The following is a 14,317-nucleotide window of genomic DNA, read 5'->3' on the forward strand; positions in this document are numbered from 1 at the left end:
GTTCCAGTGGCGCCCATCCAGTACATCGTTGAAGGCGGCCACCGGCTTGCGGGCACGATCGAGCCGTCGGGCAACAAGAACGCGGCGCTGCCGATCATCGCGGCGGCGCTGCTGACCGACCATCCGGTCACGCTGGAGAACGTTCCCCGGATTCGCGATACCGAGACGCTGGTCGAACTGATCCGCTCGGTCGGCGCCTCGGCCGAATGGGTACAGCGCAACACGCTGAAGATCCACGCCAAGGAAATTCGCGCCGCCGATCTCGATCCCGAGCTTTGCGCGCGCATCCGCGCCTCGATCCTGCTGGCGGGCCCGCTGCTCGCCCGTTGCGGCGAGGTGGCGCTGCCGCCGCCCGGCGGCGACGTCATCGGACGCCGCCGCCTCGATACGCATTTTCTGGCCTTCGAACAGCTTGGCGCCACCGTCACGGCGACGCACCGGCTCGAGTTCCGCGCCTCGCGGCTGAAGGGCGCCGACGTCTTCCTCGACGAGCCCAGCGTCACCGCGACCGAAAACGCCCTGGTCGCCGCGGTCGGCGCCCACGGCACCACGCACCTGCGCAACGCCGCATCCGAGCCGCATGTGCAGGACCTCGCCAACTTCCTGGTGGCGCTCGGCGCCAAGATCGAGGGCATCGGCACCAACACCATCATCATCCACGGGCCGGCGACGCTGGGCGGGACCAGCTACGCGATCCAGCCCGACCATATCGAGGTCGGCTCATTGATCGGGCTCGCCGCAGTGACGCGCTCGCCGCTGCGCATCGCGCGCGCCGGTGTCGAGCATCTGCGCTCGGTCCGGATGGGCTTTGAGCGGCTCGGCATCGTCTGCGGCGTCGAAGGCGACGATCTCGTCGTGCCGTCCGGCCAGACCATGAAGATCCAGGATGATTTCGGCGGCCATGTGCCGAAGCTCGAAGACCAGCCATGGCCGGCATTTCCCGCCGACCTGATGTCGATCGCCATCGTCACCGCAACGCAATGCGATGGCGTGATCCTGATGTTCGAAAAGATGTTCGAATCGCGGATGTTCTTCGTCGACAAGCTGATCTCGATGGGCGCCCGCATCGTGCTGTGCGACCCGCACCGCGCGATCGTGGCGGGCCCGAGCCGGTTGCGCGGGGCGCTGATGACCTCGCCCGATATCCGCGCCGGCATGGCGATGCTGCTGGCGGCGGTGGCCGCGGAGGGCACCTCGACCATCAACAATGCCGACCAGATCGAACGCGGCTATGAGCGGATCGAGGAACGGCTCAATGCGCTCGGCGCCAGGATTACGCGGGTGCCGGCGCGAGACGGCGGATAGGTCGCAGCCACCGTCACTTTTTCGGCCCGTCGCCGTGTTAGTCCTGATCCATGACCTCGCTCGACAAAATCGACGCAACCTTGCTCGCGCCTGCCCCGACGGCGCGGGCGCGCGGCCATCTGGCTGAGGAGTTCGCCGAAACACTGAAGCTCGCGGTGCCGCTGGCGCTGACGCAGCTCGGGCAGATCGCGATGATGACGACCGATCTGGCGTTCATCGGCCGGCTCGGCGGCGAGGCGGTCGCTGCGGCGGCCCTCGCGCATACGGTTTTCTTCGTGATCTTCACGTTCGGCCTTGGCCTGGTGTCCGCCGTGGCGCCGCTGGCGGCGCAGGCTTTCGGCGCGCGCGACCCGCGCATGGTGCGGCGCGCGCTGCGCGTCGGCCTGTGGGCGGCGGTGTTGATCTCGGCGCCGCTGATGATCCTGCCGTTCCGCGGCGAGGCGATCCTGATCGCGCTCGGCCAGGCGCCGGCTGCCGCAAAGCTTGCGCAACAATATCTGTTCGGCCTCGCCTGGGGCATCCTGCCGGCGCTGTGGTTCATCGCGATACGCGGCTTCATGAGCGCCGTGAACCGGCCCGAGCCGGTGCTGTGGATCACGCTGGCCGCGATCCCGGCCAATGCGCTGCTGGTCTATCCGCTGCTCTACGGAAAATGGGGCCTGCCCGAGCTTGGGCTGTTCGGCGCGGGCCTTGCGACCAGCATCGTCAATCTCGGAACGTTCTTCGCCGGGCTGTGGTTCACCGCGCGCCGCCGGCCGTTCCGCAAATATCACGTGCTCGGCCGCATCTGGCGGATCGACTGGCCGTTGATGGGCAAGCTCGTCGTCATCGGCGCGCCGATCTCGATGGCGTTCATGCTCGAATACGGATTGTTCGGCGCGGCCGGCCTGCTGATGGGCCTGATCAGCACCACCGCGCTCGCCGCGCACCAGATCGCCCTGCAGATCGCGGCCATCCTCTACATGGTGCCGTTCGGGATCAGCATGGCGGCGACCGTCCGGGTCGGGCATGCGGTAGGGCGCCGCGACCGCGACGCCGTCAGGCGCGCCGGCTATGTCGCGATCCTGCTCGGGACGGTGTTCATGGCGACGATGACGCTTGCCGTGATCCTGGGGCGGTTCACGATCGCCGAACTGTTCCTCGGCGAAGCCGTCGACGCCACCGCGACGCTGACGGCAACGCTGCTGCTGGTCGGAACCACCTTTTTCATCACCGACGGTATTCAGACCGTCGCCAACGGCGCGCTGCGCGGGATGAACGACACGCGCATACCCCTGTTGTTCGCGACCTTCAGCTACTGGCTGGTGGGCTTTACCTGCGCCTGGGCGCTCGGATTTCGGACATCGCTTGGCGCCGGTGGCGTCTGGGTCGGATTGTCCGTCGGTACCGTCGTGTTTGCTATTCTGCTGATCTTGCGCTTCCGCCTGCTGTCGAACAGACTGGCGCTGCAATGACCGTTCGTGAAGTCACACCCGCCATCGACCCGAACACACTGCCCGGCGCGCAGTTTGCCGACGCTTTCCGTATCGAAATCGGTGATCGCGCCCTCAATGCGCGGCAGGCGGCCGAGCGCATGATGGCTCGGCAGCCGCGATAGGCCGAGGCGCTGCTGACCCTGCGCAACATTCTGGTGACGCCGTTTGGCCTCAAGACGTCAGGCGCCAGTTCGACTCCCAGAGAGATGCTCGGAATATTCCCGATCGTCAGCGAGCAGCCCGACCGCTTGGTCGCCGGCTTCAACGACAAGCATCTGGATTTCCGCATCGTCGTCGACGTCGCGACATCAGGCGCCGCCCGGGAGGTCACCGCAACCACGCTGGTGCTGACACACAACTGGCTGGGGCGGACCTATCTGGCCGTCATCATGCCGTTTCACCGGCTGATCGTCCGCAGCCTGCTGCGTCAGGTTGCGGCCTGAATCGGCCACACAGGTCGGCCTCCATCGGCCTGTTGCCCGGCGTGAACCCGTTGTTCCGAACCTGCGACTGAAACGGGGAGATCGTGGCTGACGGCCGTGGTCGCACGACCCTTTGCGTTGGCAGCAGCTCGTGCCTGCAGCCTAGCGCCCGCGTTCGGAGACCCTCATGCGTCTGGTAAAGTTCTTCCACCGCCCACCGGGCGATGATGATCGCGGCCTGCTGTTCATGCCCGGCAATGAGCCGACGGTCGTTGGCAAGTATATGAACGAGGCGCCGGGCGCGCGGAAAAAAGACGAGTTCCTGCGCAAGGAATATTCCAAACCCAAGACCGCCGTCGCCACGTTCCGCCGGCAAACCGCCGAACTCATCGCAGCCGGCTATATCGAAACCACGCACACGGATTACATGCTGCGCAATCTGCTGCCGGATCCAGAGCCCAAGCCTGACTGGCAGAGAGGCCTCGACGATCTGATGCTGGCGGCGCTGGGCGAACCGCTTGACGAGCAGGCCAAATATCTTGCCGCGCTTCGGGATACGCCGGCGGCAAGCCAGCCGCTCTATCTCTGGCTCGCCGCCCATCACTTCTATGCCGACGATCAGGACAACGACCAGATCATTGCGCTTGCCGAACGCGGCCGCGACACCATCGCCGCCCACCGCGCCGCCAGGACGCCGCACTATTTCTGGTCGATGGAGGATCGCGACCTCGAGGCTCGAATATTGGAGGTTCTGAGCTGGGCGCATCTGCGCGCCGATAACCCAAAGGCCGCGCTGGAGGCGATCGAAGAGGCCTGTCGGGTCGACGCAAGCCAGGACCGCGGCGCGCAGCTCGCGACAATTCTGGTCGAGCACTTTCCGGAGCGGCAGGACGAGGCTTTCGATGACGCCTACAAATATCACGAGTTTGGCGGCTACGAAGACATCATCGCGCTGCCGGCCTATGCCGACTATGTCACGCGGAGAAAACGCAAATCGAAATCCGACAAGGGCTGGCGTTGGCACACAAAAAAGCCGGCAAGCGAAGGCGACGTGCTGCAGGCGGAGCAAGAGCTCGGCGCCACACTGCCGAAGGATTATCGGAAGTTCCTCACGACATACGGCTCGACCGAATTGCAGGTCCGGCTGCCGGACGAGTCGGCCGAACTGTGCTTCTACCGGCCGACGGAACTGGCGACCCAGCGCAACAATCTGTTCAACTACATCACGCGCTTCGAGAAGGATCCGGAAAAGGTCGATGCATACTTCCGCGAGCAGTACGGCGTGGCCGCGCGCGACCTGCTGCCGGTCGCCGCGCCCTCGCAGCACAGCCGCTGCCTGGTGATCAATCTTGGGCAGGGCGAACGCTATGGCTGGTGTTTTGAGTGGGACCATGACGGCTCGTGGGAGCTGGAGCAGGCCGCACCCAGCTTTGATGCTGCGCTCAAAGCGCTTACCTCCGGCATCGAGAAGCGCGACGCCGCCATGCTCGGTTTTCTCGGCGTCTATCTCGACTGACCATAGCGTTTTCCCATCAGCGGCGTTGTGCCCGCGCGTTCGGAGATTCCCATGTATCTGGCAAAATTCTTTCATCGCCCGCCGGGGAATGATGACAGGGAGCTGCTGTTAATTCCCGGCGGCGTTCCAATCGTTCTGGGCATCCTGATGCGTGAGGACCTCGAACCCGGGGAAGACCAGTATTTGCGCGATGAATTTTCCGACATGAACACCGCCGTCGCGGCGTTCCGTCGGCATGCCGCCGAACTCGTCGCATCCGGCTACATCGAAACCACGCACACGGATTATACGCTGCGCAATCTGCTGCCGGACCCAGAGCCCAAGCCCGACTGGCAAAAGGGCCTCGACGACCTGATGCTGGCGGCGCTGGGCGAATCCCTCGAAGCGCAGGCCAAACATCTTGCCGCGCTTCGGGACACGCCGGCGGCAATTGAACCGCTATATCTCCTGCTCGCCGCCAACCACGATTATTTCGACGATCAGGACGATGAGGGGATCATCGAGCTTGCCCAACGTGGACGCGACACCATCGTGGCCCGCCGTGCGGCCAGGACGCCGTATTACGCTTGGTCCATCAGGGAAAGCGACCTCGAGGCCCGCACGCTGGAAGTCCTGAGCTGGGCGCATCTGAGCGCCGATGATCCAAAGGCCGCGCTGGAGGCAATCGAAGAGGCCTGCAGGGTCGATGCAAGCGTGGACCGCGGCGCGCAGCGCGCGATGATTCTGCTCGACCACTTTCCGGAACGGCAGGAGGAAGCTTTCGATTACGCCTATAAGTATCGCGGGTTTGGCGGTTACGAAGAGATCATCGAGCTGCCGGCCTATGCCGATTATGTCGCGCGGCGCAAGAGCATATCGGAATCCGACAAGGGCTGGCGCTGGCACAGCAAGAAGGCCGTGAGCGAAAGCGACCTGCTTCAGGCCGAAGAGGAACTCGGCGCCAAGCTGCCGAAAGAATACCGCGAATTCCTCGCGCAGCTTGGCGAGAGCGAATTGCAGGTCCGGCTGCCGGACGCTTCGGCCGAATTGTGCTTCTACCGCCCGACGGAACTGGCGACCCAGCGCAGCAATCTGTTCAACTTCATCGCGCTCACCGAGGACGATCCGGAAAATGTCGATGCCTATTTCCGCGAGGAGTACGGCGTGGCCGCGCGCGATCTGCTGCCGGTCGCCGAACCCGCCCATCACAGCCGCTGCCTGGTGATCAATCTCTGGCAGGGCGAGCGCTTCGGCTGGTGCTTCCTGTGGGACCATGACGGCGCCTTCGAACTGGAACAGGCGGCCCCCAGTTTCGACGCCGCATTGAAGGCGCTGACTGACGGCATCGCGAAACGCGATGCCACCACGCTCAATTTTCTGGGCGTTTATCTCGATTAGGGTCGGTGGCTTCATCCTTCGAGACGCCGCTTCGCGGCTCCTCCAGCGATGAGCTTACGCTCACGCGGGGATGATGTCTAAAACCCTCATGGTGAGGAGCGCGGCAAGGCCGCGCGTCTCGAACCACGAGGCCCGTCAACAACGCAACATTGCGTCTAGCTTTCGATTCCAGTTGGCTTCGCCGACGGCTTTGCCGACCACTCCGCGACGCAGCGATCGAGATCGCCGATATTCTGGCGCATCTGCTCCAGCGAAAATCCGAGTGCGTAGAAGCGCTCGGCGGCATCGCCCGGCAGGGGGCGGATCAGACCATCGCGGCGGACCGAGGCTACCTCCTCCGCGTAGCCCTGCAGCGCGAATTGCAAGGGGTCGATCACCGGCGGACTGGTACCGCTGCGCAATGCGGCCGCCGACGCGCGCAGATGGGCGACAATCGCCTCGCGCACGCCGGACAAGGGCGTATCCAGCCGCGCCTGCAAATTCGTAGGCAATGCGACCAGGCATTCCCTCCCGATCATCACAACGTCATGACGCAGGCGCAGGATGGTCCGCAGCAGCGGACCGGTGTCCGGACCTGAGGACAGGCGCGCCGCACGCTCGCGCTCGGCTTCCTGCCCCATCGCGTGCAAGGCCGTGACCGCAGCACCGATGCCGTCCTGGATCCGGTGCGCCGCGTCGTTGTCGAGGCCATGCGTCAGGCCAACCAGCAACTCCGAAAATGCGCCCGCGATCAGTTCGATCAGGCGCGCCGCATTGGCGCGGATCTGACGATGCGCCCGCGACGGCAATACCAAAAAGGAAGCGGCTAGCCCGGTGGACGCGCCGACGGTCACCTCGATCAGGCGATCGATCACGGAATCCAGCGGACTGGTGTGGTGCATCTCCGGGATCAGCAATACGATGACACCTGTCACCGTGGCCGCGGTCAGGCTGGGGTTGATCGATCCGAGATAGGCCAGCGGCGCCACTGTCAGCACCAGCAACGCCAGCAGGGCCGCTTCGCTCGAATGCGGAATCAGCACCGCAAGCGCTCCGCCATAGATCGCGCCGCCGATCGTCCCCAGCATATAGTCCGTGGTCGCCTTCAGCGACCGGCCGACGCTCATCTGGGTGACGATGAGGGAGGTGAGAACAGCCCATAGCGGCAGCGTCAGATGCAAGGCGTTTGCGATGGTGTAGGCGACAACCGCCGCCACCGTCACCCTGACGGCCAGCGCCAGCTGCGTCCTGCGCGACCGCAAACGACCGGCCACGCGCTTCAGAAAGCCGGCCATGCGCCCCATTCCGCAACCTGCAGGCGATCCTGCCTGTAAATGAGCTTTAGCATAGCTGATGCCCGCGACCCGGAGACGGCTTGAAAGGTGGATTCAGCCCGCCTACCCTGCGGGCCAAAACGAGGAAACACGATGGCCAACGAAACCGCAACGCTCGCCTCCTATGTCGCCAACCTGAAATTCGAGGACATTCCGCGAGAGGTATTGGAGCGCGCCAAGGTGCTGACGCTCGATTTCCTCGGCAGCACGATCCGGGCGCGGCGCGATGCGGAATCCACGGCCTCGCTGCTGAAGATGCTGGAAGCCTTGGCGCTGGACGGCAAGGGCGAATCCACCGTGTTCGGCGATGCTAAGACCTGGACGCCCGCGGTCGCCGCTTTGCTCAACGGCGCACTCGGCCATTCGCTGGATTTTGACGATACCCACGCGGATTCCTCGCTGCATCCGAGCGCGCCCGTGGTGCCGGCGGCGTTCGCGGTCGGCGAGATGGTCGGCGCATCGGGCCGCGACGTGCTCACCGCCATCGTCGCAGGCTATGAAGTGTGCTGCCGGCTCGGCAACGCGCTCGACCCCACCTCGCATTATGCGCGCGGCTTCCACCCCACAGCGACCGCGGGAACCTATGGCGCGGCCGCGGCCGCCGGAAAGCTGTTCGGCCTGTCGAAGGATCAGATCGTCTCGGCGTTTGGTGTTTCTGGCAGCCAGGCCGCCGGCTCGCTGCAATTTTTGGTCAATGGCGCCTGGAACAAGCGCTATCAGGTCGGCGCCGCCGCGATGAACGGCGTGATCGCGGCTACCCTGGCGCGCAACGATTTTGTCGGTTCGAGCGAATCGGTCGAAGGCAAACATGGCCTGCTCGTCGGCTATAGCGACAATGCGCATCCCGACAAGGCGACCGCCGGCCTCGGCAAGACCTATGAGACGCTTCGAATTGGCGTAAAGCCCTATCCGAGCTGCCGCTACACCCACGCGGCGCTCGATGCGCTGATCGCGATGCGCCGGGAGCACAATCTGACGCCGGACCAGATCAAGAAGGTCGAGATCGGCCTGCACCGCAACGGCATCACACTGACCGGCGATGCCGCCACCAAGCGTCACCCGACCTCGATCGTCGGCGGACAGTTCTCGATGTTCTTCACCGGCGCGCTGGCGCTCGACCAGGGCCGTTTCGGCTGGGACGATTACGAGCGGCTCGGCGACGCCGCCGTCAATGCACTGGCCGACAAGTTCGACGTGGTGCAGGACGATCGCCTCGAGATCGGCCGCACCCATCCCTTTGGCGCGCGCGTCTCCATCACCACCGACGACGCCGTGCATGAGCGGCTCTATGCCGACCCCTCCGGCGAGCCGGATTCATTCCCGGACGCGCAGGCGATGCAGCAAAAATTCCTCACGCTTGCACGGCCGGTGCTGAACGGCCGCGCGGACCAGCTTGCGGACGCGATCCTCTCGCTGGAGCGATTCGATCGCGTCGCGAAGGCGACGCAGTTGGGAAGGCAGTAAATCGGACTTGCACCGGTCTCTTCCCTTCTCCCCTTGTGGGAGAAGGGAAAATTCTCCGCATGCATTTAATTCTTGCCCGCCAGTTTCGCCTTGTCGCCGACAGCCGCGACAACGTCCGCCACCAGCCTGAACACGCCATCCGCCTCCGGCGGCCCGTTCGGTGAACGGCCGAGCCGCACGATGACGAGCTTTTCACTGGGGATGATGATCACATATTGTCCCATCGTGCCCTTGGCGAAGAAGGCATCGCGCGGCCAGCCGTGCTCGCTGCGATAATTGGCGCCAAAGCTATCGCCGAGATTGGTCCAGAAGCCGGCCCCCATTCCGACCCAGGCATTTGATGTCGGCGAGACCGAATACTTCACCCATCCCTCGGGCAGGATGCGCTTGCCGCCGGCGACGCCGTCATTGAGATAGAGCTGGCCGAAGCGCGCCCAGTCGCGCGCAGACGCCAGCATCTGGCTCGATCCATCAGCATTGCCCGACGCGTCGAATTCGATGGTGACGTTACGCATGCCGAGCGGCGCGAACAGTTCGGCGCGCGCGAACCGCAGCAGGTCCGCCGCTTTGCCGCCCGCCGCTTCGCGGATCAGGTGCGAGAGGATGACGGTGTTGCCGTCATTGTAATTCCATTGGCTGCCCGGCGGCGTCTCGAGTTCGATGCTCTCGGCATATCCGGCCATGTCTGACATCACGAACTTCATCCGGTTGACGGGCTCGACCACTGAGCTGAGCGAAGCCTGCAGCGAACTGCCGAGCGCCAGCCCTGCCGTGTGACGCAGCAGATGATCTACCGTAATCGCACGCCTGGGATCATCAGCGCCTTGCCACGCCGCAATCGGCGCCGGCTGATCGAGCGTCAGCGCGCCCTTGCGCACGAGAATGCCGGTCAGCGCTGATATCACCGACTTGGTCGCGGAGAAGCCGAGGATCGGCGTATCGATGCCGTAGCCTTCGGCATAGCGCTCGGCGACGACGCGGCCATCCCTAAGCACCACAATCGCCTTGGTCGCACGCTTCGGCGACTGTTCGGGCTCGGCAAAGGCGCGATCGAGCGCGACGGTCAGTTGGGGATTGGCTGACGTGACGACCGACGGCCCCGCGATATCCGGCAACAGCGCCTGTGATGATTTGGCATCGATTGATGGCAGCGCGATTTCGGCGACCGCACCGCCGTGATCGAGATAGCAGCCGAGACCTTCGCGGTAGACCGCGTGGCTGCGGCCGAGGCCGAGCAACGTCACACTGGTTTCCTTCCGCGTGCGATCGACCTTGTAATCCATCGCCCAGGTAATCAGGCTGACGCCGGGCATCGCGGCGGTGGTTTCGCGAAAGATCCGGTCCGGCTGCTGGCCGGACACGAAGGTCTCCGAGCACAGGATGTTGGCGACAAAGCCGGTGGCAATTTTGGGAACATCGCGTGCCCGCGCTGACGATAGCGCCAGCGCGCCGAGCGCGGTGGTGGTCGCGAGGATGAGCAGCAGGTTTCGTCTGATCACATTGGCCTCCGGCATAACGCATGAGCGCGTGGTGGCCATGTTGGCGAAGGGGAGCCCGGCCGCTCGCCGAATTTGGAAATCGGACTGGCCGAAATGCGCGAGCGCCTCGCCGATTTCGGAATTATGTAGAACTTACAACAATTTATGGATCAAACCGCCGAGGCGTTTTGCCGCCTATATTCGGTCGGGGTCACGCCGGTGATAGCCTTGAAGGCGCGGTTGAACGGGCCGAGCGACTGGAAGCCGGCGTCCATCGCAATGGTGATGACGGGGACCTCAAGCTGCGTCGGGTCTGACAGCGCGGCCTTGGCTTCCTCGATCCGATGGTTGTTGAGGAAGACATTGAAGTTGCGGTAGCCGAGCCGCTGGTTGATCAGCCGCCGCAATCTGTATTCGGGTATTCCAAGTTTGGTCGCGAGCGTGCCGATCGTGATGTTGTCGTGGCGGTAGATGCGCTCATCGGCCATCAGGCGCATCAGCGCATCGACCAGTTTTTGGTCGTTCGCATCCTCCGCCGCGACCGTCTGAACCGGCGCAAGCGCTACCGGCGCTACCTGAGTTGCCACGGGAAACAGGTCCGCACCATCCACGCGCATCATCGCGTAGCAGATCGCCGCCACCACGCCGGCCAGAACGGCTGAATTCACCGTGTTGACGAACTCGCTACCGGGCAGAAATATCTGCAGCAGCGCGTTCATGCCGCCATACAGCGCGGCCGCGCCGATAATGAAGCCACGAACGTCACGGCGGCGCTCGACCAGATCCGTGGGCCATGAGGCGATCGTCTGCACCACCGCCAGTGCGATGAATCCGAGCGCCACCAGATTGACCGCGACGATGGCAATCCGCGCGCTGAATGTCGGTCCGGTCCACATGCAATTGACAAAACTGAACGCGGTAACCCCGGCCCATATCAGCGCATGCCACCAGCGCAACCGGAACGCCTCGTCGAAAAGCGCACGCGTGAACAGCCAGAACACCACGACATTGCCGGTCGACAGCGCAATCAACGGCGCATACGGAAGCGAGACCGGCGACGTCCAGCCGATCGAATAGCTTACGGCGTGGGCGGCCGATCCCAGCGCAAACGCCGCGGCCAGCCGCCCCGCGAGCACGGTGCCGAACCCGCGAAACAGCGATGCCGCGAGCACCAGCAGCAACGCCACGATGGCGCCGCGCAAGGCGATGTCGATTGTGGAAAGCAGCATCGATTTGCCCAGTCGCGCGGTCAGCCGCGCCGGGCGATTTTAGTGCAGATCAATGAACGATTCAATTTTGCGCTGCCCAGGATTTGCGCGACGTCACCCATATCTCGACCGGCTTGCCGAGCAAGTCACCTTCGCGATCGTTCCTGGCCCCCAATTTTCGCGCCACCGCTTGTGACGGCGCGTTGTCGCTCCTGATGCAATGGATGATCTCCTCGATCTCGAAGGTCGCAAACACCCAGTCGATCGACGCCCGCGCCGCTTCCACCGCGTAGCCCTGGCCGCGGCATTCGCTGGCGATGCCCCAGCCGACCTCAAGGCCCGGCCAACCCGGCGGCGACCATGGTCCCACGCGCCCGATATATCGGCCGCTCGACCTCTCCTCGACGGCAAACATGCCGAAGCCATATAGCGCCCAGTGTCCGGAAATAACTGCGGCGTTGCGCCATCCGTTGATCTCTGACGTGACCGGCTGGCCGTCGGGGGCGATGTAGCGTGCGGTACCGGGATCGGACAGCATCGCCGTATTCGCGGCGATATCGCTGCTGCGCCATGGCCGCAGGATCAGCCGTGCGGTCTCGATCACCGGACCGTCGGTCTGCAACAGTTTCGCACCCGGCTTGAGCGGAGGGATCATCGGTTCCTCAATACGTGTTTGGACGCAACCCTGCCATTGTTGCTAAGGTTGCCAAAGATGCAAAGGAGCTTCTCATGAGCTGGCAACCCTCCAACGATCCCGTGCTCGGCGATCCCAAGACCTGCGACGCGCTTGAACTCATCATCGTGCCGCGCACCCGTGATCTCGGCGATGGATTCGTGGTTCGGCGCGCGTTGCCGCACGGCAAGCGGCAGATGGTCGGCCCCTTCATCTTCTTCGATCATTTCGGCCCGATGCAGTTCATCGCCGGCAACGGCATGGACGTACGCCCGCATCCGCATATCGGGCTTGCCACCGTCACCTATCTGTTTGACGGCAGCATCATGCACCGCGACAGCGAGGGCAACATCCAGGAGATCCAGCCCGGCGCGATGAATCTGATGACCGCCGGCCGCGGCATCGCGCATTCCGAACGCACGCCCGACGTGCAGCGCCGCGACGGCCAGAAGATGCTGGGCCTGCAAAGCTGGATCGCACTGTCGGCAGGCTCGGAGGAAATCGCGCCATCGTTCCAGCACTACGCCGCCGACAGCCTGCCGACCGTGAAGGACGGCGGCTTCACCGCGCGCATCATCGCCGGCAGCGGCTTTGGCGTGAAATCGCCGGTCACGATGGTATCGCCGTGGTTCTATACCGAGGTGACGGCTGGGGCCGGCACCAGCGTGCCGCTCGATCCTGACCACGAGGAGCGCGCGATCTATGTGGTGGACGGCGAAGTCGAGATCGCCAACGAGCGCTACGAGGCGCCGCGCTTGCTGATCTTCCGGCCCGGCGACCGCATCACGGTGAAGGCGATCAAGCCGACCCGGATGATGTTCCTCGGCGGCGACGCGCTGGAGGGCCCGCGCCATATCTGGTGGAATTTCGTTTCTTCCAGCAAGGAACGGATCGAACAGGCCAAACAGGACTGGAAAACCGGCCGTTTTGCCCATGTTCCCCAGGAACACGAGTTCATTCCGCTGCCGGAGTGAGCTATCCCTCGGCTACCAAAGCTCCGCTACCCGCGCTTCATCCGCGGGCGCGCTTCTTGAAAGCATGACACCATGAACGCGATGCTCGCCAGCGATTTGCCTCTGCCACGGATCGGGCGCGGCAAGGTCCGCGATATCTATGCCGTCGGCGACGACCGCGTGCTGCTGCTGACCACCGACCGCATCAGCGCGTTCGACGTCGTGATGGCCGAAACCATCCCGATGAAGGGCGCGGTGCTGACCCAGATCAGCGCCTGGTGGTTCAGGCAGCTCGCAGACGTCGTGCCGCATCACATGATCAGTGCCGATGCCGACGAGATCATCGCGCTGGCGCCTGCGCTGAAGGCACACCGCGCCGACATCGCAGGACGCGCGATGCTCTGCCGGCGCACCACCGTCTTCCCGGTTGAATGCGTGATCCGCGGCTACATCTCGGGATCGGCCTGGAAGGAATATGCCGCATCGGGCACGCTGGCCGGCGAGAAGCTCGCGGCAGGTCTGGTCGAAAGCGAGAAGCTGGAGCCTTCGATCTTCAGTCCGGCGACCAAGGCCGAGACCGGGCATGACGAAAACATCACGGTCGCGCGCGTGCGCGAGATCCTGGGCGCCGACGTCGCGCAGACGCTGGAGGGCATGGCCCGCACGGTCTATGATTTCGGCGAGAAGGTCAGCCGCAAGCAGGGCATCATCATCGCCGACACCAAATTCGAGTTCGGCCGCGACGGTGACGGCCGCATCATCCTGATCGACGAGGTGATGACTCCAGACAGTTCGCGGTTCTGGGCGGTCGACGTCTACAAGCCGGGCCAGCCGCAACCGAGCTTCGACAAGCAGCCGCTGCGCGATTACCTCGACGCCGAGCGCCGCGCCGGCCGCTGGAACGGCGACGCCCCGCCTCCCCCGCTCCCGGCGAGCGTCGTCGATGCCACCAGCAAGCGCTATCTGGAAGCGTATCGGCGGGTGACGGGGACTGAGCTGAAGATTTGAGGCCGCCGCACGGTGAGATTGCCACAGCACCGCACCGCTCAAACGGTGTCGTCCCGGCGAACGCCGGGACCCATAACCACAGGGCGTTGTTGTTTGACTCGCTGCGGCTCCAGCCAGCGCAAAAC

11 protein-coding genes and 1 pseudogene are annotated in these 14,317 nt (G+C 64.4%); 8 read left to right on the top strand and 4 right to left on the bottom strand.

What is annotated here, in order from left to right; genetic code table 11:
- Positions 1–6 precede the first annotated feature (6 nt).
- From murA to JQ629_RS25395, 5 genes and pseudogenes are all read left to right on the top strand, one after another.
- Positions 7–1,305: a UDP-N-acetylglucosamine 1-carboxyvinyltransferase gene (murA, locus tag JQ629_RS25375; RefSeq protein ID WP_212414943.1), complete on the top strand. Its 1,299-nt coding sequence runs from the start codon at positions 7–9 to the stop codon at positions 1,303–1,305.
- A 50-nt stretch (positions 1,306–1,355) separates the two neighbouring features.
- On the top strand, positions 1,356–2,759 hold the full coding sequence (locus tag JQ629_RS25380; RefSeq protein WP_212414944.1) for an MATE family efflux transporter: 1,404 nt from the start codon (positions 1,356–1,358) through the stop codon (positions 2,757–2,759).
- Positions 2,756–3,223 (top strand): annotated as a pseudogene (locus JQ629_RS25385) (DUF2867 domain-containing protein). Before JQ629_RS25380 ends, JQ629_RS25385 begins: the two are co-directional and overlap by 4 nt.
- Before the next feature lie 166 nt (positions 3,224–3,389).
- On the top strand, positions 3,390–4,718 hold the full coding sequence (locus JQ629_RS25390; protein WP_212414945.1) for an SMI1/KNR4 family protein: 1,329 nt from the start codon (positions 3,390–3,392) through the stop codon (positions 4,716–4,718).
- Positions 4,719–4,769: 51 nt separating this feature from the next.
- A complete protein-coding gene (locus JQ629_RS25395) occupies positions 4,770–6,095 on the top strand; it encodes an SMI1/KNR4 family protein (RefSeq protein ID WP_212414946.1) in 1,326 nt (441 codons plus the stop codon).
- A gap of 155 nt (positions 6,096–6,250) precedes the next feature.
- On the opposite strand, the gene JQ629_RS25400 is transcribed toward JQ629_RS25395, so the two are convergent.
- The gene (locus JQ629_RS25400) at positions 6,251–7,369 is read right to left on the bottom strand and encodes an FUSC family protein (RefSeq protein ID WP_212414947.1); all 1,119 of its coding nucleotides are present in this window, start codon (positions 7,367–7,369) and stop codon (positions 6,251–6,253) included.
- 132 nt (positions 7,370–7,501) lie between these two features.
- On the opposite strand from JQ629_RS25400, the gene JQ629_RS25405 reads away from it, so the two are divergent.
- Entirely contained in the window at positions 7,502–8,872 is a 1,371-nt protein-coding gene (locus JQ629_RS25405) for an MmgE/PrpD family protein (protein WP_212414948.1), read from the top strand.
- 65 nt (positions 8,873–8,937) lie between these two features.
- Here the strand turns inward: JQ629_RS25405 and JQ629_RS25410 are convergent, their stop codons facing one another.
- From JQ629_RS25410 to JQ629_RS25420, 3 genes are all read right to left on the bottom strand, one after another.
- Entirely contained in the window at positions 8,938–10,371 is a 1,434-nt protein-coding gene (locus JQ629_RS25410) for a serine hydrolase domain-containing protein (RefSeq protein WP_212414949.1), read from the bottom strand.
- 149 nt (positions 10,372–10,520) lie between these two features.
- Positions 10,521–11,579: an AraC family transcriptional regulator gene (locus tag JQ629_RS25415; RefSeq protein WP_212414950.1), complete on the bottom strand. Its 1,059-nt coding sequence runs from the start codon at positions 11,577–11,579 to the stop codon at positions 10,521–10,523.
- Positions 11,580–11,640: 61 nt separating this feature from the next.
- Positions 11,641–12,213 carry a GNAT family N-acetyltransferase gene (locus tag JQ629_RS25420; protein WP_212414951.1) on the bottom strand — a complete coding sequence of 191 codons (573 nt, stop codon included), beginning with the start codon at positions 12,211–12,213 and terminating at the stop codon, positions 11,641–11,643.
- 74 nt (positions 12,214–12,287) lie between these two features.
- Between JQ629_RS25420 and JQ629_RS25425 the strand changes: the two genes are divergently transcribed.
- Positions 12,288–13,205: a pirin family protein gene (locus tag JQ629_RS25425; protein ID WP_212414952.1), complete on the top strand. Its 918-nt coding sequence runs from the start codon at positions 12,288–12,290 to the stop codon at positions 13,203–13,205.
- Positions 13,206–13,277: 72 nt separating this feature from the next.
- The gene (locus JQ629_RS25430; RefSeq protein WP_212414953.1) at positions 13,278–14,192 is read left to right on the top strand and encodes a phosphoribosylaminoimidazolesuccinocarboxamide synthase; all 915 of its coding nucleotides are present in this window, start codon (positions 13,278–13,280) and stop codon (positions 14,190–14,192) included.
- Positions 14,193–14,317 lie beyond the last annotated feature (125 nt).

Source organism: Bradyrhizobium sp. AUGA SZCCT0222, from assembly GCF_018130205.1.
Classification (GTDB): Bacteria; Pseudomonadota; Alphaproteobacteria; order Rhizobiales; family Xanthobacteraceae; genus Bradyrhizobium.

Excerpts from the sequence above, each read along its gene's own strand:
- JQ629_RS25380 (WP_212414944.1), top strand. The coding sequence starts at position 1,356 with ATGACCTCGCTCGACAAAATCGACGCAACCTTGCTCGCGCCTGCCCCG.
- JQ629_RS25390 (WP_212414945.1), top strand. The coding sequence starts at position 3,390 with ATGCGTCTGGTAAAGTTCTTCCACCGCCCACCGGGCGATGATGATCGC.
- JQ629_RS25395 (WP_212414946.1), top strand. The coding sequence starts at position 4,770 with ATGTATCTGGCAAAATTCTTTCATCGCCCGCCGGGGAATGATGACAGG.
- JQ629_RS25400 (WP_212414947.1), bottom strand. The coding sequence starts at position 7,369 with ATGGCCGGCTTTCTGAAGCGCGTGGCCGGTCGTTTGCGGTCGCGCAGG.
- JQ629_RS25405 (WP_212414948.1), top strand. The coding sequence starts at position 7,502 with ATGGCCAACGAAACCGCAACGCTCGCCTCCTATGTCGCCAACCTGAAA.
- JQ629_RS25415 (WP_212414950.1), bottom strand. The coding sequence starts at position 11,579 with ATGCTGCTTTCCACAATCGACATCGCCTTGCGCGGCGCCATCGTGGCG.
- JQ629_RS25420 (WP_212414951.1), bottom strand. The coding sequence starts at position 12,213 with ATGATCCCTCCGCTCAAGCCGGGTGCGAAACTGTTGCAGACCGACGGT.
- JQ629_RS25425 (WP_212414952.1), top strand. The coding sequence starts at position 12,288 with ATGAGCTGGCAACCCTCCAACGATCCCGTGCTCGGCGATCCCAAGACC.
- JQ629_RS25430 (WP_212414953.1), top strand. The coding sequence starts at position 13,278 with ATGAACGCGATGCTCGCCAGCGATTTGCCTCTGCCACGGATCGGGCGC.